A 21,171-nucleotide genomic window follows, 5' to 3' on the forward strand; every position below is an offset into this window, starting at 1 on the left:
GTTTCCGTCGTGTTTCGTGTTGCGCCAGGGTTTCCGGAACCTCACCGCGCACCACTCGGGCGCACGGCGTGCGGCGGGCGCCCGAGGATCAGGGACAATGGGCGCCATGAGCGTTCGTACCCCGTCATCCGAGCCGTCCGAGGCCACCCATCGCGCCGGCTTCGCCTGCTTCGTGGGCCGCCCCAACGCGGGCAAGTCCACCCTCACGAATGCTCTCGTCGGCAAGAAGGTGGCGATCACCGCCGACCAGCCGCAGACCACGCGGCACACGGTGCGCGGCATCGTGCACCGTCCCGACGCCCAGCTGATCCTGGTGGACACCCCCGGGCTGCACAAGCCGCGCACCCTGCTCGGCGAGCGGCTCAACGACGTGGTCCGCACGACCTGGGCCGAGGTCGACGTGATCGGCTTCTGCCTCCCGGCGAACGAGAAGCTCGGCCCCGGCGACCGCTTCATCGCCAAGGAACTGGCGTCGATCAAGAAGACGCCGAAGATCGCCATCGTCACCAAGACCGACCTCGTGGACAGCAAGGCGCTCGCCGAGCAGCTCATCGCGATCGACCAGCTCGGCAAGGAGCTCGGCTTCGAGTGGGCGGAGATCGTGCCGGTGTCGGCGGTCCGCGACAAGCAGGTCGACCTGCTCGCCGACCTGCTCGTCCCGCTGCTGCCCGAGGGCCCGGCCCTCTACCCCGACGGCGAGCTCACGGACGAGCCCGAGCAGGTCATGGTCGCCGAGCTGATCCGCGAGGCCGCGCTGGAGGGCGTCCGCGACGAGCTGCCGCACTCCATCGCCGTCGTCGTCGAGGAGATGCTCCCCCGCGAGGACCGGCCCGCCGACAGGCCGCTCCTCGACATCCACGCCTTCGTCTACATCGAGCGCCCCAGCCAGAAGGGCATCATCATCGGCCCCAAGGGCAAGCGCCTGAAGGAGGTCGGGATCAAGTCCCGCAAGCAGATCGAGGCGCTGCTGGGCACCCCGGTCTTCCTCGACCTCCACGTGAAGGTGGCCAAGGACTGGCAGCGCGACCCCCGCCAGCTCCGCAAACTGGGCTTCTGACCCACGCTTCAGCCCGTCCGGCGCTTGAGGACGAGGCCGTCCAGGCCGATCCGGGGGTCCGGGGGCGGAGCCCCCGGGAACAAGGGACGGGCAGGGGCGGAGGGGGCGAAACCCTCCGCCCACCGGACAGAGTCAGCCCGCGGCGACGACACCCCGTACGACCCCGTCGGCCCCCGCGACGAACACGGGCGTCCCGGGCCCCCCGAGGTCCAGAACCGCCGCACGGTCCTCCTCGGACACCCCCTCCGCGTCGGAGACGACCGCCGCCGCCTCCAGGGACTTCGCCCCGGACGCCACGGCCATGGCCACCGCGGTCCGCAGAGCACTCAGCCGCAGAGACGGCAGCTCCACGGTCCCGGCGACATACGTACGGCCCGTCTCGTCACGCACGGCCGCCCCCTCGGGCACTCCGTTGCGCGCCCGCGCGGAACGGGCCAGGGTCACGATCTTGCGGTCCTCGGGGTCAAGCGCGCTGCTGTCGGTCATGCCCTGAGCATACGAAGTGCCGGCGCGGCACCCCGCCCAAGGGGGTCGAGGGGGTCAGCCCGCCACCGGGTACATCGAGCCGCGCCGCCCCTCCGGCGAGGCCAGCCACTCCAGCTTGGCCGCGGTGTTCGCCTCCGGCAGCGGCGTGTGCAGCACGATCGTCAGGTCGGGCCGCGCCGGCACCTTCATGGCCGTCGACTCGACGGACAGCAGCCCCACCAGCGGATGGTCGAGCTCCTTGCGGATCTGACCCGCGTCCTCGATGTCCCGCTCCTCCCACAGCCCGGCGAACTCGGTGCTGGCCTCCTTGAGCCGCGCCAGCAACTCCTGGAAGCCCTCGTCGTCGGGCGCGGCCGCGCACGAGGCGCGGAACTGCGCGACGACGGTGCGCGCGTTGGTCTCCCAGGACCGGGACTGCCCGCGGTAGAGGGGGTCGGTGAAGAAGTCGACGATGCAGTTCTGCGTGTTCTCGGGGCGCATGCCGAGGACCATCGCGGCGGCGCCGTTGTACATCACGCAGTTGTAGTACGCGTCCATGATGTGCGCGGGGTACGGCATCCACGTGTCGATCAGCCGCCGCAGCCCGTCGCACATGTCCCGGTTCTCGGGAGCCGTCTCGGGCGCGGGCGGGTTGAGCCCGGCCAGCACGTACAGATGGCGCCGCTCGGCGCCGCTGAGCAGCAGTACGCGGGCGACCGAGTCGAGGACCTGCGGGGACACCGAGATGTCCCGTCCCTGTTCCAGCCACTGGTACCAGGAGGCGCCGACGCCCGCGAGCACGGCGACCTCCTCACGGCGCAGCCCCGGGGTGCGCCGTCGCGCGCCGCCGTCCGGGAGACCTGCCTGTGCCGGGGACACCTTGGCCCGACGGCTCATCAGGAAGTCGCGCAGCTCCCGCCGTCGGCGACTCCTGAGCGCGTCCTCCGTCACGTTCGAATCCCCCTCTTGGTGACTGGTGGTGCGACCACCAGCATAAGTTCCCGCTCCCCACGCTTATTCCGACCGCACGAAGCTCTTGGCCATGGCGATCGACACCACCGACCTCGAGTCCACTCCCGTACGCACCCCGCCGGCACCGGCGGCCGACACCCCGCCCGGCACGCGGCTCTCGGTCCGCGACAAGCTCGTCCTCTTCGTGCTGTGCGCGGCGCAGTTCATGGTCGCGCTCGACTTCTCCGTCCTGAACGTGGCGCTGCCCGTGCTGGGCTCGGACCTGGGCATGAGCCGGTCCGCCCTGCAGTGGGCGGTCACCGCCTTCGCGCTGCCGTCCGGCGGCTTCCTGCTGCTGTTCGGCCGCATCGGCGACCTGTACGGGCGCCGCAGGTTCTTCCTGACCGGCCTCGCGCTCTTCGGTGCGGCCTCGGTGCTCGCGACCTGCGCCTGGGACCCGGCGTCCTTCCTGACGGCCCGTGCGCTGCAGGGTCTGGGCGCGGCGGCCATCGTGCCGACGGGCATGTCGCTGCTGACGACGACGTTCCCCGAGGGGCCGGCCCGCGACCGCGCCCTGGGCATCTCCGGCACGCTGCTGTCCCTCGGCTTCACGGTCGGCATGGTGGCCGGCGGCGTCCTGACCGACGCGCTGGGCTGGCGCTCCACGATGGGTCTGCTGTCGGTGTTCGCGCTGATCGTGCTGCCGCTGGCGCCGGGTCTGCTGCCCGAGTCCCGCACCCCGGACCGCCCGCGCCTGGACGTCCCCGGCGCGGTCACCGTCACCGGAGGCCTGCTGGCCCTGATCTACGCCCTCTCCACGGCCGCGGAGCGCGGCTTCGGCGGCGCCGACGTGCTCGTGTCACTCGTCGCGGGCGTGCTGCTGCTCAGTGCCTTCGGGTACGTCGAGTCGCGCAGCGCGGCGCCGCTCGTCTCCCTGCCGATGCTGCGCCGCCGCACCGTGGCGTGGGGCAACCTGGCCGGTCTGGTCACCTTCTCGATGATGTCGACGGTGGTCTTCGTCCTGACCCTGTACCTGCAGGAGACCCTCGGCCTGTCCGCCTTCGAGACGGGTCTGGTCTTCGGTGTGCAGGGTGTGCTGTCGGCGGTGGCGGGGGCGTACGCCCCGAAGGTCATCGGCCGCGTCGGCGCGCGTCGCACGCTGGTGGGTTCACTGGCCGGGCAGGGTCTGTTCGTGGCGACGCTGGTGCTGCTGAACGCCCACACCTGGTCGGTCTGGATCGCCACGGCCGCGGTCTCCCTGGCCAGCATGTGCCATCTGGGCGCGATCATCGCGTACGGCCTGACCGTCACGTCGGGTGTCCCGGACGAGGAACAGGGTCTGGCCACCGGTCTGGTGACGTCCACCCAGCAGGTGGGACTCACGGTCGGCATCCCGCTCCTCGGCGTCCTGGCCACCACGTCGGGCGACCTGCTGACCGGGGTCCACACGGTCCTCGCCCTGGACGCGGTGATCGTGCTGGCGGCAGCGGTACTGGTGAGCCTGGGGCTCGGCCGCCGCGCCTGATGCCGGGCCCGCTCCGCCGGACGGCCCGCCTCCTGATGTCAGGGGCGGGCCGTCGGCGTGCCGGGAGCCGGGCCGGGGGCCACGGAGCTCAGAAAGGTCCGCCAGGCAGCAGGGTCGAAGACGAGAACCGAGCCCCGCGGGGTCCGGGAGTCGCGGACGAGGACCGCTTCACCGGTCCAGGCGACCTCCACGCAGTCGTTGTCGCCGCCTCCGCTCGCACTGCTCTTGCGCCACGACCATGAGCCACCCACGCCGTCCCCTCCAACCTGGGTGTGGACACGCAGCACCTCTTCCAGAATAACGGCGCCTCATACGAATATGAACGAGGCGTTTCCCGCCAAGCTCCCCGCGGACAGGGGCAGTCAGGCGTCCGTGGAGGCCGTCCCGTCGCGGAGCAGCGAGGCCAGGTCGTCGCTTCCCTCGCCGGTCCGCTCGGCCATCCGGCGCAGCAGGACCTCGACGTCGTCCTTGATGCTCAGGTCCTCCAGCTCCCAGAACCGCTCCACATAGCGGCCCGTCTCCTCGGAGTCGCTGCTGGCGTACGAGTCGCCGCGCGGGTTCTCCAGATAGAACGAGTCCGGCATCTCGTCCGCCTCGAACTCGAAGAGCGTGAAGGGTCCTTGCATACCGGCGTGGGCGCCGGCGCTGAACGGCAGGACCATGATGTGCACGCGAGGGCGGGCGGCCAGCTCGGCCAGGCGCTCCAGCTGGGCGCGCATCACCCCGCGTCCGCCGACCTGCCTGCGGATCACCGACTCGTCGAGGATGAAGAAGAACTCCGGGCCCTCGTCGCCCTGGAGCAGTTCCTGCCGTGCCAGCCGCGCCTCGATGTAGCGGTCCAGGGTGTCCTGGGCCAGCCCGCTGCTGTACGCGCGCATGATGGCGCGCCCGTACTCCTCGGTCTGCAACAGCCCTGGAATCTGGAGGGAGTTGAAGTGCCGGATGATCGACGCCGACGTCTCCATCGCCAGGAACTGGAGAAACTCCTTGGAGTAGATGTCCCGGAACTCCGTGAACGGCATCTTCCGGCTGCCCCGTGCCAGGTCCAGCAGTTCGTCGACCTTGCGCTGGCTGCTGATCTCGTACACCGCGAGCAGCGGGCGCAGGTCGTTGACCGTGATGCCGACCTCGCCCGCCTCGATGCGGATCAGTTTGGAGGGACTCCACTCCATCTTCTCGGCCACCTGACGCTGCGTCAGCCCGGTCTTGGTGCGGGCCTTGCGCAGTTCGGTGCGGAGCCGGATCCGCTGGATCGCCGGGCTCGGCGGCTTCGCCTCACTCATGGTCCCCCACCCCCATGAGGACCGAGCAAGGTGCGACATGGCGATTTCGATGGTTACACATCGGTACCTCTCCGAGAGAACGCACGCTCAGGACGCGACACAGATCACCACTGGTGGCGGGGGTCGCGCTGGAGCGCCAACTCTCGGGATGCTATGTCGCACATCGGAGCCAACGTATCGGACACACCGACCTGGAGTCAGCATCTAGGACTGTTCACCCGTCTGCGCGGAGGCTACATTGTCAGAGGGAACGTTGTCGCACGGACGGCAACCGCCTCAACTCCGGTTCCACGAAAGGAGGTTCGACCAAGCGGTAGCGAGGTTGACGCCAACCTCCTTGGGAACCGCCCGACTTCCTCCGACTCACCACCTGTGGATCACCGCGGTATCCACAAGGTATGTGGAGCCGCCGGGAAGGAGGAAAAGCCCCATGGCCACAGAGCCGGAGGGGCGCCGCAACACGTGGACCGACAGGGTGTCCCACATCGTCCCCTGGATGAGTCTCATCTTCCTGATCTACAAGATCATCGAAGAGGTGCTCCACCACGTGTGAGAGAAAACGGCCCCGGCCAAGAAGACCGGGGCCATGGAAGCGGACGCCAGCAGGAGCAGGTTCCACTCCGAGTGTGCTTGCTCGGCCTACACGGAGTGGGCCTGTCGAGAGCCCGCCGAACTCATCATTCTGCCGCGATTTTCCCGTCCTGGCGAGCCGTCGGAACCCGGTCGGCCGAGGGACGGGTTCACGCCCGGTCGAGCCGGAGCCGCTCGGCGCGCGGCAGTCCCGCGACCACCAGGTCGTACGAGTCCTCGATCAGCTCCCGCACCAGCTTGTCCGGGAGGGACCCGTCCGCGGTCACCGTGTTCCAGTGCCGCTTGTTCATGTGATAGCCGGGGACGACGAGCCCGGGGTACTCGCCGCGCAGCCGTACCGCGTCCTCCGGATCGCACTTCAGATTGACCGTCAGCGGAGCCGCGTCCAGGTGGGTCAGTGCGAAGAGCTTCCCCAGCACCTTGAACACCGACGTCTGCGGGTTGAAGGGGAAGTCCTCGACGGCCGCGTTGAAGGACAGACAGAACGTGCGCAGCTCCTGCGGGGTCACTCCGGCTTCTCCTCCTCGGGGGGCTCCACCGGGCCGACCGGCTCGACGAGCACGGTGACGATTTTGTTGCGGCGCCCGGCCGCGGCCTCGGCGGTCAGCCTCAGCTCCCGCCCGTCGGGCAGTTCGACCACCGACGAGGCCCCGGCGATCGGGACCCGCCCGAGCGCCTTGGCGAGCAGTCCGCCGACGGTCTCCACGTCCTCGTCGTCGTACGCCTCGTAGCCGTACAGCTCGCCGAGGTCGCCGATGTCGAGGCGGGCGGTCACCCGGTAGCGGTCGTCGCCGAGCTCCTGCACGGGCGGCAGCTCGCGGTCGTACTCGTCGGTGATCTCGCCGACGATCTCCTCGAGGATGTCCTCGATGGTCACGATGCCGGCCGTGCCGCCGTACTCGTCGATCACGACGGCGACGTGGTTGCGCTCCTGCTGCATCTCGCGCAGCAGGTCGCCCGCGTTCTTCGTGTCGGGCACGAAGGTGGCGGGCCGCATCGCCGTGGACACCAGCTCCGACTCCGCGTCCCGGCTGATGTGCGTCTTGCGGGCCAGGTCCTTCAGATACACGATGCCGACGATGTCGTCCTCGTTCTCCCCCGTGACCGGGATGCGCGAGAAACCGGAGCGCAGGGCGAGCGTGAGGGCCTGACGGATCGTCTTGTAGCGCTCGATGGCCACCAGGTCGGTCCGCGGGACCATCACCTCGCGCACCAGTGTGTCGCCCAGTTCGAAGACGGAGTGCACCATGCGGCGCTCCTCGTCCTCGATGAGCGACTCCTTCTCCGCGAGGTCGACCATCGCGCGCAGCTCCGCCTCGGAGGCGAACGGGCCGCGCCGGAAGCCCTTGCCCGGCGTGAGCGCGTTGCCGATGAGGATGAGCAGCGGCGGGATCGGCCCCATGACCCGTGCCAGCGGGAGCAGGACGTACGAGGCGGCCGTCGCGGTGTTCAGCGGGTGCTGGCGGCCGATGGTGCGCGGGGACACGCCCACCGCGACGTACGACACGAGGACCATGACGCCGATGGCGACCGCGAGGGCCTGCCAGGTCTCGTCGAACTCCTTCAGGCACGCGTACGTGACGAGCGCGGCGGCGGCCATCTCGCAGGCGACACGGACCAGCAGCGCCACGTTCAGATAGCGGGTGGGGTCGGCGGCGACCTGGGCGAGCTTGGCGCTGCCGCGCCGGCCCGACCGGACGGCCTCCTCGGCCCGGAAGCTGGAGATGCGCGCGAGGCCCGCCTCCGCGCAGGCGGCGAGCCAGGCGACGACGACCAGCGCGATGGCGCCGATGACGAGCTGGGGACTCATGACACGGTCGGGGCCGGGGACGGGCCGGTCAGGCCCTTCTCCGCACGCCACCCGTCCACGATGGCCGCCTGGAGGCCGAACATCTCGGCCTTCTCGTCCGCCTCCTCGTGGTCGTACCCCAGCAGGTGCAGCACTCCGTGGACGGTCAGGAGCTGGAGCTCCTCGTCCATGGAGTGCTGCGTCGGGGCCTCCCGGCCCTGCCGCTCGGCGACCTCCGGACACAGCACGATGTCGCCGAGCAGGCCCTGCGGGGGCTCGTCGTCGTCCTTGGACGGCGGGCGCAGCTCGTCCATGGGGAAGGACATGACATCCGTGGGGCCGGGCAGGTCCATCCACTGGATGTGCAGCTGCTCCATGGCGTCGCTGTCCACGACGATCACCGAGAGCTCGGAGAGCGGGTGGATACGCATCCGTGTGAGCGCGTAGCGGGCGATGTCGAGGATCGCCTGCTCGTCGACCTCGGTTCCGGACTCGTTGTTGACGTCGATCGACATGGTCGTGCTGGTCTACTTCCCCTTGTGGCCGGCTTTGCCGCGGCCCTTGTGGGAGCCGTTCTCGGTGCCGTTCTCGATGTCGTACTTCTCGTACGCGTCGACGATACGGCCGACCAGCTTGTGCCGTACGACATCGTGGGACGTGAGCCGCGAGAAGTGGACGTCCGCGACGCCTTCCAGGATGTCCTGGACCTGGCGCAGACCGGACTTCGTCCCGGTCGGGAGGTCGACCTGGGTCACGTCACCCGTGACCACGATCTTCGAGTCGAAGCCGAGGCGGGTGAGGAACATCTTCATCTGCTCGGCGCTCGTGTTCTGGGCCTCGTCCAGGATGATGAAGGCGTCGTTGAGCGTGCGGCCGCGCATGTAGGCCAGGGGCGCGACCTCGATGGTGCCCGCCGCCATGAGGCGGGGGATCGAGTCGGGGTCGAGCATGTCGTGCAGCGCGTCGTACAGCGGGCGCAGGTAGGGGTCGATCTTCTCGTAGAGCGTGCCGGGCAGGAAGCCGAGGCGCTCGCCCGCCTCCACCGCCGGACGGGTCAGGATGATGCGGTTGACCTGCTTGGACTGCAGGGCCTGCACCGCCTTGGCCATGGCCAGGTACGTCTTTCCGGTACCGGCGGGGCCGATGCCGAAGACGATCGTGTGCTTGTCGATCGCGTCGACGTACCGCTTCTGGTTGAGCGTCTTGGGGCGGATGGTGCGGCCCCGCGAGGACAGGATGTTCTGCGTGAGCACCTCGGCCGGGGTCTCCTGGCCGTCGCCCTCCCCGTTCTCGCTCGCCCTGAGCATGGCGATCGAGCGTTCCACTGCGTCCTCCGTCATCGGCTGCCCCGTGCGGAGCACCAGCATCATCTCGTCGAACAGGCGCTGGACGAGGGCGACTTCACCGGCGTCGCCGACCGCACTGATCTCATTGCCCCGGACGTGGATGTCGGCCGCCGGGAAGGCCTTCTCGATCACGCGCAGGAGCGCGTCTCCGGAACCCAGCACGGTCACCATGGGGTGCTTGGCAGGGACGGTGAAGTGCGCTCGCGCCTGCTCCTGAGCGGAGCTGTGAGCTGTGGGTGTCTGAGTCATGGGCCGGCTCTGTAGGCCTGCGAATCCTCCTCGGTCGGCACGCTTGCCACACGGGCAGCCTTGCGGTTCCAAGGGTACGTCGCTGCACTGACAGAGCCGTAGGGCTTTTCGTCACCCCGCGCCGAGCATCCGCGCCCCGCGCACGACGGCGCACGCCGGGGGCGGGAGGGTTCGGGGCGCCCCGCCGGATCCCGGCGCGGATGTCACGCCGAGCGCCCGAAACCGATCGTCGGCACTGCCCGGCGCAGTGGCCACGGGCGCGTCACCTCCGGGAGCAGTCCCTCCAGGAACGCGTACCGGCTCAGCGCCGTGGGGTCCTGGGCCTCGACGGACTGGACCTTGCGCCACCAGGCGGCGATCTCGGACCAGCCCGGCGCCGACAGGGACCCGCCGAACTCCTGCACGGACAGGGCCGCGGTCAGCCCGGCGAAGGCGAGCCGGTCCGCGAGCGGCCAGGCGGCCAGTGTCCCCGTGACGAAGCCGGCCACGAAGACGTCGCCCGCGCCCGTGGGGTCCAGGGCCTCCACCGCGATCGCCGGGACCTCGGCGGTCTCCCCGGTGCGGCCGTCCACGGCGTACGCGCCGTCCGAGCCCAGGGTGACCACGGCCAGCGGCACGTGGTCCGTCAGCGCGCGTGCCGCCGCACGCGGGCAGTCCGCGCCGGTGTAGCGCATCGCCTCCTCGGCGTTCGGCAGGAACGCCTCGCAGTACTCCAGGTCGGCGAGGCCGGCCAGGTCCCAGCGGCCGGTGTCGTCCCAGCCGACGTCCGCGAAGATCCGGGTGCCGCTCTTCGCCGCCTCCTCGATCCAGTGCGCGCGCGTGCCGGGCGTCAGCGAGGCGACCGCCGCACGCGCGCGGGGCGGGCAGTCGGGCGCCGGCTCCTCGGGCGGCGGCTCGTGCCCGTGGCTGACCATCGTGCGCTCGCCCTCGTACGCCATCGACACGGTGACCGGGGAGTGCCAGCCGGGCACGGTGCGCGACGGGGAGAGGTCGATGCCCTCGCCCTGCTCCAGGGCGTCCCAGCAGTACTCCCCGTAGTGGTCGTCGCCGAACGCGGCGGCGAGGGAGGTCCGCAGTCCCAGCCGGGCCAGCGCCGTCGCCATGTTCGCGACGCCGCCCGGGCTCGATCCCATGCCCCTCGCCCACGACTCCGTGCCGCGCACGGGGGCCGAGTCGAGCCCGGTGAAGATGATGTCCAGGAAGACCGTGCCCGTGAGGTAGACGTCCCAGGACGGATCCTGGGGGGTGCGCAGGCCGGCGAGCGGGTCGACATGGGCCTGGCCGAGCGGTCGCTCTCCGTCGGGCGTGATCACGGTGCGCTCCCTGAGATGGTGCGGATCAGGCCAGTGTGCACCAAGTCGGCCACGACACACCGTGGTCGTACGGGGACGGGTCATGCCCCGGCGGCCCCGGCCCGCGGGCGACGGACCCGCCCGCGGGCCGGAGCGCACCCCGCCGCAAGGCCGAACGGCGGCCCGTGCCGGGCGGGGTGGCGTCCCGTGCCGGGCGGAGCGGCACCGCCCCCGCGACACCCCGCGAGGGGCACCTCCGGCGCCCTCTCCGGCAGAGCAAAAGCTCGCGCTTACCCCGGCTCTGCGGGGCCAAACGGAAAGTGCCGTAGATCACACCGTCCGACCTTCTTCGCGCGCCCGGCCCCTTGATACAAATTGCCCGCGCGTTCCTGTCCGTCGACAGCCGCTCAACCCCCCTTCCGAGCCGCTTCTTTCGCATGCCCTGGGAACGCCCGTGTCCGCCCGCACCACCATGCCCTGGCCCCTCGTCGCCCTTTTCACGGCCGGGTACCTCGCCGCGTACCTGCTGCCGACCACCGTCGGCAGACTGGACGCGGGCCTCCCGCTCTCGGCCACCCAGGCCGGCGCCATCGGCAGCGCCCTGCTGCTGAGTTCGGCGACCGCCGGGTTCCTCCTCGCGTCCCGCGTGGACCGCTTCGGCCCCCGCGGACTCGCCCGCACCGGTCTGCTCCTCGCCGCCGCCGGCTACGGCACCGCCGCCCTGACGACCACCGTGCCCCTGGTCGTCACCGGCGCGGTCGTCGGCGGCTTCGGCTCCGGCGCGGCCACCACGGTCGCCGCCACCGGCATCGCCGGCCGGCGCGACCCCCACCGCACCACCACGATGGGCCTGTTCGGGGTCTCCGCCCTGGCCGGCGCGCTGTATCTGACGATCCCCCACCTGGGCCCGGCCCACGGCCTGCCCCTCGCCGCGATCGCCTGCACGGCGCTGCTCGTGCTGCCCGTGACCGGACGGCTGCCGGACCGCACCCCCGCCGCGCGGGCCCTGCGCACCACGACGCCGCTCCCCCACCCGCGTTCCGGCCTGCTCCTCGCCGGCACGATGCTCTTCTGGTCCCTCGCCCAGAACTCCCTGTGGGGCGTCAGCGGCCGCATCGGGCTGACCCAGGCGGGACTCACCGAGGTCACGGTCGGCGCGGTGTTCGCGACGGCGCTGGGCGCGGGTCTGCTGGGGGTGATCGGCGCGAGCGCGCTGGGCCCCCGGCTCGGCCTGGCCCTGCCCATCGGCGTCGGCACGGCACTGATCGCCGGGTGCATCGCGCTCAGCGCTGCGGCCACCGACCTCACGTCGTTCGCGGCGGGCGAGATCGCCTGGAACACGCTCTACCCGGTCGTCCTGTCGTACGTGATCGGCCTGGCCGCCTCCCTCGACCCGCGCGGCCGGTGGGCGGTCCTGGTCGGCTCCGCGTCCTCGCTCGGCACGGCCTGCGGCCCCCTCACCGGCAGCTTGCTCTCGGCTCGGGCCGGATACCCGGCCATGGGCACGGTCCTGGCCGTCGGACTGCTCGTGATCGCCGTACCGATGACCCTCGTGGCCGTCCGGCCGCGGCGCGGCGTCCCGGTCACCCCGGTCGTCGAGATCCCGCTGGAGACGGCTCCCGCCGAGCGGGCGGCGTACGGCACGGCCGGACCCCGGCCGGCCGCGGCAGCCACCGCACCGGGGCCCGGAACCGGCTGACGGCTACCGCCCGAACTCGTACGCGTCGACCTCGGCGAGGTAGCGGGCCCGCCGCTCCTCGTCGTGTTCGAGGAAGGACGCCAGGAACGAGTTGCGCGCCAGCTCCCGCATCTGCTCCAGTTCGAGGCCGAGGGCGTCGCGGACCGCGTGGTAGTTGTCGGCCACGTAGCCGCCGAAGTAGGCGGGGTCGTCGGAGTTCACCGTGCACAGCAGGCCGGCGTCGAGCATGGCGCGCAGCGGGTGGTCCTCCAGGACGCGTACGGCCCGCAGCCTGACGTTCGACAGCGGGCACAGCGTCAGCGGCACCCGCTCCCGCACGAGCCGCTCCACGAGCTGCGGGTCCTCCATGCAGCGCAGCCCGTGGTCGACGCGCTCGACGCCGAGGACGTCGAGGGCCTCGGTGATGTACTCGGGCGGCCCCTCCTCGCCCGCGTGGGCGACGCGCCGCAGACCGAGCGCGGCGGCGGCCTCGTACACCTCACGGAACTTGACCGGCGGGTGGCCGACCTCGGCGGAGTCGAGCCCGACGCCGGTGATCCGGTCGAGGTGGGGCTTCGCGGCCTCCAGGGTCTCCATGGCCGACTCGGCGGACTCGTCGCGCAGGAAGCACATGATCAGCTGGGTGGAGACGCCGTGCTTCTCCTCGCTGTGCGCCAGCGCCCGCCACAGTCCGTCGACGACCGTCCCCATCTCCACACCGCGGGCGATGTGGGCCTGCGGGTCGAAGAAGATCTCCGCGTGCCGCACGCCCTGCGCGGCGGCGCGCTCCAGGTAGGCGTCCGCCAGGTCGGCGAAGTCCTGTTCGGTCCGCAGGACGGCCATGAGCTCGTAGTACAGGTTCAGGAACGACTGGAGATCGTCGAAGAGGTACGCCTTGCGCAGCTCCTCGGTGTCCTCGTAGGGCAACGTGACGCCGTTGCGCGCGGCGAGCGCGAAGGCGAGCTCGGGTTCGAGCGTGCCTTCGATGTGGAGGTGCAGTTCAGCTTTGGGGAGGGGCATCGAAGCATCGTACGGGCGATGGCTCGACACAACGGAACCCAACGCCGCGCCGCCGTCGGCCGCGTCGCCCGGCTGCCGCCCCGCCCGGCAGGGCACCGCCCGGCGCCCCGGCACCGGTGCACCGAGCCGGCCGTCGACACCGCCGCCTCGCGTCCGGCGCCGGCCGCCCGCCCGGACACGGGCCGCCGCTACCGGCGCTTCGGCACCGGGACCCGCAGCAGGTCGTACGCCACCGTCAGATCGCCGTCGAACCCGGCCGCGCGGGCCTGCCGCTCGAACTCGCCCGGATCGGAGTAGCGCTGACTGAAGTGGGTCAGCACGAGATGCCGCACCCCGGCGTCCCTGGCCACCCGCGCCGCCTGGCCCGCCGTCAGATGCCCGTGGTCCTCGGCGAGCCGCTCGTCCTCGTCCAGAAAGGTCGACTCGATGACGAGCAGGTCGCACCCTTCGGCGAGGGCGCCGACCCCCTCGCACATCCGGGTGTCCATGACGAACGCGAAGCGCTGCCCGCGCCGCACCTCGCTGACGTCCTCGAGGGTCACGCCGCGCAGCAGGCCGTCCCGCTGGATGCGCCCGACGTCCGGCCCCCTGATCCCGTGCTCCGCGAGCCGCTCGGGCAGTATCCGCCGCCCGTCCGGCTCGACCAGCCGGTAGCCGAAGGACTCCACGGGGTGCGAGAGCCGGCGCGCCTCCAGGGTGTACGACGGCGTGGCCGCGAGAACCCCGTCGTCGTCGACCGGGGCCTCGGTCAGCGCCACCGTCTCGCGATAGGCCGTGGCATGGCGCAGCCGGTCGAAGAACCGCTGCCCGGACGCCGGATAGTGCGCGGTCACCTCGTGCGGCACGCGGTCGAGATTGATGCGCTGGATCACCCCGGCGAGTCCGAGCGAGTGGTCCCCGTGGAAGTGGGTGACGCAGATCCGGTGCAGGTCGTGCGCGGCGACCCCGGCACGCAGCATCTGCCGCTGCGTGCCCTCGCCGGGGTCGAAGAGCAGCCCCTCGCCGTCCCACCGCAGCAGGTAGCCGTTGTGGTTGCGGTGTCGCGTCGGGACCTGGCTGGCGGTGCCGAGAACCACCAATTCACGTACGGACAAGGCCGGTTACCCCGGAGGCCACTGCATGCCGCGACCGCCCAGCACATGGGCGTGCGCGTGGAAGACGGTCTGTCCGGCGCCGCTGCCGGTGTTGAAGACGACGCGGTAGCTCTCCAGCTTCTCCTCGCCCGCGACCTCGCCGGCCTCGCGCAGCAGGTCGGCGACGACGGCGGGCTCGGCCACCGCCAGCGCCGCGGCGTCCCGGTAGTGCACCTTGGGGATGACGAGGATGTGGGTGGGCGCCTGAGGGTTGATGTCACGGAACGCGACGGTGGTGTCGGTCTCCCTGACCAGGGTCGCCGGAATCTGCCCCGCGACGATCTTGCAGAACAGGCAGTCGTCCTGCGGCTCTCCCGCCATGCGTGTGCCTCCTTCACGCCGTTGATCGCTACGACGGCATCGTATCCACCGGAGCAATTCTTCAGCGCGACAACGGGGTCCGGGGCGACCGTCCTCGCGGACGGCCGCCCCGGACCCGGGTGCGTCAGTTCTCCGGCAGCGCCGGGGCGGTCCTCGCCGGGTTCTCCGCCAGGGCGGCGAGGGCGATCCGGATCGCCTCGTCGAGCTGGGTGTCACGCCCGGCGGCGTGGTCCTGCGGCGTCTGGACGACCTCGACGTCGGGGTCGACGCCGTGGTTCTCGACGCCCCACTCGTAACCCTCCATCCAGAAGGCGTACTTGGGCTGGGTGACGAGCGTGCCGTCGACGAGCCGGTAGCGGCTGTCGATGCCGATCACACCGCCCCAGGTGCGAGTGCCGACCACCGGACCGATGCCGAGGGCCTTGATCGCCGCGTTGACGATGTCGCCGTCGGAGCCGGAGAACTCGTTGGCGACGGCGACGACCGGACCGCGGGGCGCGTCCTCCGGATAGCTGTACGGGCGCAGTCCGCGCGGCAGGTCCCAGCCGACGATCCGCCGTGCGAGCTTCTCCACGATCAGCTGGGAGGTGTGGCCGCCGCGGTTCTCGCGGACGTCCACGACCAGCCCGTCCCTGGCCACCTCGACCCGCAGGTCACGGTGGAGCTGGGCCCAGCCGGAGCCCACCATGTCCGGCACGTGCAGATAGCCGAGGCGGCCCCCGGACCGCTCGTGGACGTAGGCGCGCCGGTCGGCGACCCATGCGTGGTAGCGCAGCGGCTCCTCGTCGGCGAGCGGGATCACGACCGCGTGACGCGGATCGCCGCCGCCCGCGGGCGACACGGTCAGCTCCACCGGCTTGCCGGCCGTGCCGACGAGCAACGGTCCGGGACCCGCCACCGGGTCCACCGGCTGCCCACCGATCGCGACGATCGCGTCGCCGGCCCGCACCGCGACGCCGGGCGCGGCGAGCGGCGCCCGGGCCTCGGGGTCGGACGTCTCGGAGGGCAGGATCCGGTCGATACGCCAACTGCCGTCCTCGTGACGGGAGATGTCCGCGCCGAGCAGTCCTTGCGCCCGGTCGCCGCCGCCTCCGCCGCTGGGCAGGACGTAGGCGTGCGAGGTGCCGAGCTCGCCCTGCACCTCCCACAGCAGGTCCACGAGGTCGTCGTGGGTGGCGACGCGCTCCAGCACCGGCCGGTACCGGTCGAGGACGCCCTGCCAGTCGACCCCGGCCAGGTCGGGCCGCCAGAAGTTGTCCCGCATGAGGCGGCCCGTCTCGTCGTACATCTGCCGCCACTCGGCGGCGGGGTCGACGGTCTGCCGCACCCTCGACAGGTCGACGGTGATGTTCGAGTCGCTCTCGTCGTCGTTCGAGGCGCGCCGGTCGCTGGGGACGACCTTGAGTCGTCCGTCGGTCCACAGCAGCACCCGCTTGCCGTCGCCGCTGACGGCGAAGTGGTCGGCGTCGGCGGCGAGGTGCTCGATGCGCTGCTGGGCGAGGTCGTACCGCTCCAGTTCGCTCTTCGGGTCCGGGGCGTCCGGGGTGGCACGGGAGGCACCGAGCACACCGCGCACCGGGTGGCGCAGCCACAGCACCCCGTCCTTGGCGGCGCGCAGCGTCGAGTAACGGGCGGCCTCGACGGGGAACGCCACGATCCGGTCGGCGAGCCCGTCGAGGTCGATACGGGTCGTCGGCGCGCCCTCGCTGTCGGGGGTCTCGTCCTTGTCCGGCGCTTCGAAGGGACGGCCGTGGCGCTGCGGCCCGAAGGGCGACGGCGTCGTCGCGGCCAGGGTGATCAGGTAGGGCCGTGATCCGCCGACGAACGCGAGGTCGAAGACGTGCTCGTCGTAGACGGGATCGAAGGAGCGGGCCGACAGGAAGGCGAGGTGCTTGCCGTCGAGGGTGAACGCCGGCGCGTAGTCCCGGAAGCGGAGCGGGGTCGCCTCGGTCACCGACAGGTCGGCGGTGTTGGCGAGCTTCAGCTGCCGCAGCGGGCGCGGCCCGGGGTGCGACCAGGCGAGCCACCCCGAGTCGGGCGAGAAGACCAGCCCGGTCGCCTCGCCGTCCTCGCTGCGGTCGAGCTCGCGGACCTCGCCGCTGTCGCGCTCGACGAGCAGGACCCGTCCGTCGTGCGAGGCGACGGCGGCGCGGCTGCCGTCGGGAGCCATCGCGAGTCCGAGGACGCGCCCGAGCTGTCCGGCGGCGAGCCGCCGCGGGGTCGCTCCGGGGGCGACGCCGGTCGCGGGGGCGAACTCCAGCGCGTCGTCGCCCTCCGCGTCGGTGACCCACACGACGTGTTCCTCGCCGTCGGCGCGGAAGGCGCGGGGCAGCCGGGCGCGTACACCCTGTCCGGCGGCGAGCGTGCGGGCCGGGCCCGAGCGGTGCGTGACCCAGTGCACGGCGCCGCGCACGGAGATCGCGCTGCCGCGTCCGGTGTGGTCGGGTGTGGCGGACGAGAACCAGCGGGAGGCCCTGACGGGGTGCGGCTGGAGGTCGGCGCGCTGGCCGCCGAGCCGGATGTCCAGCCGGCGCGGTTCGGCGCCGTCGAGGTCGTCGAGGAGCCAGAGTTCACCGGCGGACGCGTACACGACCCGGGCGCCGTCGCCGGCCGCCTGCCGGGCGTAGAAGCGGTCGACGGGTGTGTGCCGGCGCAGGTCCGAGCCGTCGGCGAGGGAGGAGTACAGCGCCCCGACGCCCTCGTGGTCGGACAGGAAGGCGATGCGGTCCCCCACCCAGAGGGGATATTCGAGATTGCCGTCGAGGTCCTCGTGCAGGCGGACGAACTCGCCGTCGCCCGCCCGGTCGATCCACAGCTTGCCCGCCGTGCCGCCGCGGTACCGCTTCCACCAGGCGGCCTCGCGGCCCATCGGCGCGGACAGCAGCACGGTGCCGGGGTCGCCCTGGGCGACCTCGCCGACCGGGCCGTACGGAAGGACCGCCGCCGGACCGCCGTCGAGCGGGACCGAACGCGCCCAGCTGCGGCGCAGGCTCTCCCGGCCCTGCGTGCTGAGCGCGAGCACCTGCCCGTCGGAGGTCCAGCCGCGCACCTGGGTCTTGGGACTGCCCCAGTAGGTGAGCCGTTTGGACGGGCCGCCGGCCAGGGGCGCGGCGTGCACCTCGGGCGCCCCGTCGCGGGTCGACGTCCAGGCGACGGTCGTACCGTCCGGGGAGATGCGCGGATGGTTCACCGGCACGTTGTCGGCGCTGATCCGCCAGGCCCGGCCCCCGCCGTCGAGCGGGGCGGCCCAGACGTCGTCCTCGGCCGTGAAGACGACCAAGTCGCCGTGCAGGTGCGGGAAACGGAGATACGCGGAGGCTGCGGGCTCTGTCACCCGGTCACCCTATGCAGCCGGGGCGCACGCTGAAAGGGGTCACGATCACTTGCCCTGGGAGGGCCAGCAGGTGGGATCGCCCTTGCACCACATGGTTTTCGTCACCGTCACCGTGACGGTGGGGTTCGGCTGCCCGTTCGTCGGCTGGTAGGTGACGGGCGGGGCGGGGTTGGTGGTGGCGTCGCAGTTCCCGAGGCCCCGCACGTGGAACCACTCCTTGCCGCCGACGGTCGCGACGAGGTCGCCGCGCACGCAGGCGCCGTCGACGGCCCGGGTGACCCGGCCCTTGACGGTGATCTCCCGCCCGTCGTCCGACTGTCCCTGGCAGTCGACGGAGGCGACCGTGTTCTCCGTCGGCCGGGGCGACTTGCCGGGCGTGTAGGCCTTGTTGTTGCCGCCGTAGGAGGCGGTGCAGCTGAGCCAGCGCACGTTCACGTGCTGCCGTTCGAGCTCCTTGGTGGCGGTCTTGTCGGTCGTGTACGCGACCGCCGCCGGGCTCAGCCCGTCCACCGGGTCGCAGGCGGCCACACCGAAGATCCCGGCCGCCGCGAACCCGGCCGCCAGCAGTACCTGTCGACGCCCCGCCCGGCGCCCTGTACGCCTCAAAGCCCCCATGAACGGCAGCGTGCCACTCTCCCGGCGGCCGCGGTAGACCGCATGCGGACACTGCGTGGAGTGCACCGCCCGTCCGTGCGATTCCGGTTCGAGCGCCCGCGCCAGGGCCGAACGCGCGGGCGAACGCGGGTACTTCCTCCCGGGACGTCAGCCCAGGAGGAGCAGCCACTCCTGGAGCTCCACCAGATTTCCCTCGGGGTCCTTGAGGTGGGCGACGCGCATCCGCTCGGTCATGGGGGCCGGGCCGTGCAGGATCGTCGCGCCGCGCGAGGTGATCTGCTCGCAGTACGCGTCCAGGTCGTCCACCCGCAGCACGACCAGCGAGCGGTGACCGGTCGCCAGATCGCCCAGCTCACCGAGGACCTCGGCCATCATCGAGCGGTCCTGTATGGCGATGCCCGCCGAGCCGGTGGAGGGGCTGAACTTCTCGTAGGGGCCCTCGGCCGAGCCCGACTGGGGCTTGAGGCCGAGGACGTCCGCGTAGAAGTGGTAGCAGGCGGCGAAGTCGGAGACGAGCAGCCGTACTTGGGCGAGTTCCAAGGCGATCCCCCGTGCGTGTCAGGACCAGCGGCCGGTGCGTGCCAGCAGCAGCGCCGTCGCCACCGTCCCGGCGGTCGATGTGCGCAGAACGGTACGCCCCAGGTGGAACGTCCGCGCCCCCGCCCCGGTGAAGATCTCGACCTCCTCGGGGGAGATCCCTCCCTCGGGTCCCACCACCAGCACGATCTCCCCGGCGGTGGGCAGGTCCGCCGTGGCGAACGGCTCGGTGCCCAGCTCCGTGTCCTCGTGCAGCACCGCCGCCAGATCGGCTTTGGCGAGAAGTGCGGCAACCTGCCCGGTCGTCATCGCGTCCGCGACGTCGGGGAAGCGGACCCGGCGGGACTGCTTGCCGGCCTCCCGGGCCGTGGCCCGCCACTTGGCGAGCGACTTCGCCCCGCGGTCGCCCTTCCACTGGGTGATGCAGCGGGAGGCCGCCCAGGGGACGATCGCGTCCACACCGGTCTCCGTCATGGTCTCGACGGCGAGTTCGCCCCGGTCGCCCTTGGGGAGGGCCTGTACGACGGTGATGCGCGGCTGCTCCGCGGGCTCCTCGATGACCGAGTCCATCCGGACGACCAGCCGGTCCTTGCCCTCGGTGTCGAGCACCACGCACTCCGCGTGGCGTCCGGCCCCGTCGGTGAGGACGACGTCCTCACCGGGGCGCAGCCGCTTCACCGAGACGGCGTGCCGGCCCTCGGGGCCGTCGAGGACGTAGCGTCCGTCGTCGCCCGCGTCGAAGTGCTCGACCACGAACACCGGTGCCGTCATCGGCCCGCACCCGCTTCCTCGTCCGGGAACGCCGACGTGTCCGGGCCCGGCAGGCCCGACAGCCCGGGCGCCGCCGACAACGCTGTCCGGGCGGCGGCGAGTTCGGCGCTCAGCACCTCCACCAGCCGGGCGGCGGGCAGCTCCCGCGCCATGCGGTGGCCCTGGCCGGCCCACAGCGCCATGCCCTGCGCGTCGCCCGCCCGGGCAGCCGCCTTGCGCAGCGGCGAGGTCAGATGGTGGACCTCGGGGTAGGCGGCGGGCGCGTACGGCCCGTGCTCGCGCAGGAACCGGTTGACGAGTCCGCGCGCGGGGCGGCCGGAGAACGCCCGCGTCAGCTCCGTACGGACGTAGAGCGGATTGGTCAGCGCCTGCTTGTGCACGGCGTTCGCGCCGGACTCGTGGGTGGCGAGGAACGCGGTGCCGAGCTGGGCGGCGCTCGCGCCGGCCGCGAGGGCGGCGGCGATCTGGCTGCCGCGCATGATGCCGCCGGCCGCGACGATCGGGATCCGCACGGTCTCGCGGACCTGCGCGATCAGCGAGAGCAGACCGATGCCGGTGCCGTCCGTCTCCGGGTTGTCGCGGTGGGTGCCCTGGTGGCCGCCCGCCTCGACGCCCTGCACGACGACGGCGTCGGCGCCCGCCCGCTGCACCGCGAGGGCCTCCTCGGCCGTGGTCGCGGCGATCAGGGTGAGGGTGCCGACGCGGGCGAGGGACTCCAGGACCTCGGGGGCGGGGCAGCCGAAGTGGAAGGAGACCACCGGCACCGGGTTGTCGAGGAGGACGGCGAGCTTGGCGTCGTAGCCGTCGTCGCGGCCGCTGTCCGGGTCACCGAGCTCGGTCTCGTACCAGGCGGCCTCTCCGGCGAGCTGGTTGGCGTACACCTCGACGGCCGACCGGTCCGCGTACTCGGGCTGCGGCATGAAGAGGTTCACGCCGAAGGGCTGGGACGTGAGTCCGCGCAGCTGCTTGATCTCCTGGTACATGCCGTCGGCGGTCTTGTACCCGGCCGCCAGGAAACCGAGTCCGCCGGCCTCGGACACCGCCGCCGCGAGCTGCGGCACGGAGACGCCGCCCGCCATGGGGGCCTGCACGATCGGCAGCGGGAAGAGATCGGTCAGCGCGGAGGACATGACCGCATGTTGTCACGTCGCCCGTACAAGTCCGAATCCGCCCTTCCGCCTGTCCGGAACCGGCCGGAAGGGCACCTGGTCAGC

21 protein-coding genes are annotated in these 21,171 nt (G+C 71.9%); 4 read left to right on the forward strand and 17 right to left on the reverse strand.

The features are described 5' to 3' along the window. Positions 1–97: 97 nt before the first annotated feature. The gene (gene era / locus ACSYGO_RS17500; RefSeq protein WP_028804606.1) at positions 98–1,057 is read left to right on the forward strand and encodes a GTPase Era; all 960 of its coding nucleotides are present in this window, start codon (positions 98–100) and stop codon (positions 1,055–1,057) included. Positions 1,058–1,189: 132 nt separating this feature from the next. Here era and ACSYGO_RS17505 read toward each other — a convergent pair whose 3' ends face one another. Together ACSYGO_RS17505 and ACSYGO_RS17510 are read right to left on the reverse strand one after the other, a co-directional pair. After that, complete coding sequence (locus ACSYGO_RS17505) at positions 1,190–1,543, reverse strand: cytidine deaminase (RefSeq protein WP_426682264.1); 354 nt, start codon at positions 1,541–1,543, stop codon at positions 1,190–1,192. A 54-nt stretch (positions 1,544–1,597) separates the two neighbouring features. Then, on the reverse strand, positions 1,598–2,419 hold the full coding sequence (locus tag ACSYGO_RS17510; RefSeq protein ID WP_460389727.1) for a helix-turn-helix transcriptional regulator: 822 nt from the start codon (positions 2,417–2,419) through the stop codon (positions 1,598–1,600). 145 nt (positions 2,420–2,564) lie between these two features. Here ACSYGO_RS17510 and ACSYGO_RS17515 point away from each other — a divergent pair, with 145 nt between their 5' ends. Further along, entirely contained in the window at positions 2,565–3,998 is a 1,434-nt protein-coding gene (locus ACSYGO_RS17515) for an MFS transporter (protein WP_460387024.1), read from the forward strand. Positions 3,999–4,036: 38 nt separating this feature from the next. Here the strand turns inward: ACSYGO_RS17515 and ACSYGO_RS17520 are convergent, their stop codons facing one another. Continuing rightward, complete coding sequence (locus ACSYGO_RS17520) at positions 4,037–4,249, reverse strand: DUF397 domain-containing protein (protein ID WP_426682266.1); 213 nt, start codon at positions 4,247–4,249, stop codon at positions 4,037–4,039. A gap of 111 nt (positions 4,250–4,360) precedes the next feature. After that, positions 4,361–5,281, reverse strand: a complete 921-nt coding sequence (locus tag ACSYGO_RS17525) for a helix-turn-helix domain-containing protein (protein ID WP_426682267.1) — start codon at positions 5,279–5,281, stop codon at positions 4,361–4,363. A 430-nt stretch (positions 5,282–5,711) separates the two neighbouring features. On the opposite strand from ACSYGO_RS17525, the gene ACSYGO_RS17530 reads away from it, so the two are divergent. Further along, positions 5,712–5,834, forward strand: a complete 123-nt coding sequence (locus ACSYGO_RS17530; protein WP_257004723.1) for a hypothetical protein — start codon at positions 5,712–5,714, stop codon at positions 5,832–5,834. 187 nt (positions 5,835–6,021) lie between these two features. Here ACSYGO_RS17530 and ACSYGO_RS17535 read toward each other — a convergent pair whose 3' ends face one another. From ACSYGO_RS17535 to ACSYGO_RS17555, 5 genes are all read right to left on the reverse strand, one after another. Then, complete coding sequence (locus ACSYGO_RS17535) at positions 6,022–6,381, reverse strand: MmcQ/YjbR family DNA-binding protein (RefSeq protein WP_460387025.1); 360 nt, start codon at positions 6,379–6,381, stop codon at positions 6,022–6,024. Next, entirely contained in the window at positions 6,378–7,682 is a 1,305-nt protein-coding gene (locus ACSYGO_RS17540; protein WP_426682269.1) for a hemolysin family protein, read from the reverse strand. Before ACSYGO_RS17540 ends, ACSYGO_RS17535 begins: the two co-directional genes overlap by 4 nt. Beyond that, positions 7,679–8,176, reverse strand: coding sequence for an rRNA maturation RNase YbeY (gene ybeY, locus ACSYGO_RS17545; protein ID WP_426682270.1), 498 nt, complete (start codon positions 8,174–8,176; stop codon positions 7,679–7,681). Before ybeY ends, ACSYGO_RS17540 begins: the two co-directional genes overlap by 4 nt. A 12-nt stretch (positions 8,177–8,188) precedes the next feature. Then, positions 8,189–9,256 carry a PhoH family protein gene (locus ACSYGO_RS17550; RefSeq protein WP_345642049.1) on the reverse strand — a complete coding sequence of 356 codons (1,068 nt, stop codon included), beginning with the start codon at positions 9,254–9,256 and terminating at the stop codon, positions 8,189–8,191. Between the two features lie 203 nt (positions 9,257–9,459). Then, a complete protein-coding gene (locus ACSYGO_RS17555) occupies positions 9,460–10,569 on the reverse strand; it encodes a carbohydrate kinase family protein (RefSeq protein ID WP_426682271.1) in 1,110 nt (369 codons plus the stop codon). A gap of 433 nt (positions 10,570–11,002) precedes the next feature. Between ACSYGO_RS17555 and ACSYGO_RS17560 the strand changes: the two genes are divergently transcribed. Further along, positions 11,003–12,247 carry an MFS transporter gene (locus ACSYGO_RS17560; protein ID WP_426682272.1) on the forward strand — a complete coding sequence of 415 codons (1,245 nt, stop codon included), beginning with the start codon at positions 11,003–11,005 and terminating at the stop codon, positions 12,245–12,247. Between the two features lie 3 nt (positions 12,248–12,250). Here ACSYGO_RS17560 and ACSYGO_RS17565 read toward each other — a convergent pair whose 3' ends face one another. The 8 genes from ACSYGO_RS17565 to ACSYGO_RS17600 form a co-directional block, all read right to left on the reverse strand. After that, positions 12,251–13,246 carry an adenosine deaminase gene (locus tag ACSYGO_RS17565; RefSeq protein WP_426682273.1) on the reverse strand — a complete coding sequence of 332 codons (996 nt, stop codon included), beginning with the start codon at positions 13,244–13,246 and terminating at the stop codon, positions 12,251–12,253. A gap of 188 nt (positions 13,247–13,434) precedes the next feature. Then, positions 13,435–14,340: a ribonuclease Z gene (locus tag ACSYGO_RS17570; RefSeq protein WP_426682274.1), complete on the reverse strand. Its 906-nt coding sequence runs from the start codon at positions 14,338–14,340 to the stop codon at positions 13,435–13,437. A 6-nt stretch (positions 14,341–14,346) separates the two neighbouring features. Beyond that, complete coding sequence (locus ACSYGO_RS17575; protein WP_426682275.1) at positions 14,347–14,700, reverse strand: histidine triad nucleotide-binding protein; 354 nt, start codon at positions 14,698–14,700, stop codon at positions 14,347–14,349. Between the two features lie 124 nt (positions 14,701–14,824). Further along, on the reverse strand, positions 14,825–18,034 hold the full coding sequence (locus ACSYGO_RS17580) for a S41 family peptidase (RefSeq protein WP_426682276.1): 3,210 nt from the start codon (positions 18,032–18,034) through the stop codon (positions 14,825–14,827). Between the two features lie 45 nt (positions 18,035–18,079). Continuing rightward, positions 18,080–18,649, reverse strand: a complete 570-nt coding sequence (locus ACSYGO_RS17585) for a hypothetical protein (protein WP_426682277.1) — start codon at positions 18,647–18,649, stop codon at positions 18,080–18,082. A gap of 147 nt (positions 18,650–18,796) precedes the next feature. Next, positions 18,797–19,189, reverse strand: a complete 393-nt coding sequence (locus ACSYGO_RS17590) for a VOC family protein (protein ID WP_028804622.1) — start codon at positions 19,187–19,189, stop codon at positions 18,797–18,799. A gap of 18 nt (positions 19,190–19,207) precedes the next feature. Then, the gene (locus tag ACSYGO_RS17595) at positions 19,208–19,957 is read right to left on the reverse strand and encodes a 16S rRNA (uracil(1498)-N(3))-methyltransferase (RefSeq protein WP_432173398.1); all 750 of its coding nucleotides are present in this window, start codon (positions 19,955–19,957) and stop codon (positions 19,208–19,210) included. Beyond that, the gene (locus ACSYGO_RS17600; protein ID WP_435220474.1) at positions 19,954–21,087 is read right to left on the reverse strand and encodes a nitronate monooxygenase; all 1,134 of its coding nucleotides are present in this window, start codon (positions 21,085–21,087) and stop codon (positions 19,954–19,956) included. Before ACSYGO_RS17600 ends, ACSYGO_RS17595 begins: the two co-directional genes overlap by 4 nt. Positions 21,088–21,171: the final 84 nt, after the last annotated feature.

It is taken from the genome of Streptomyces krungchingensis, assembly GCF_054729265.1.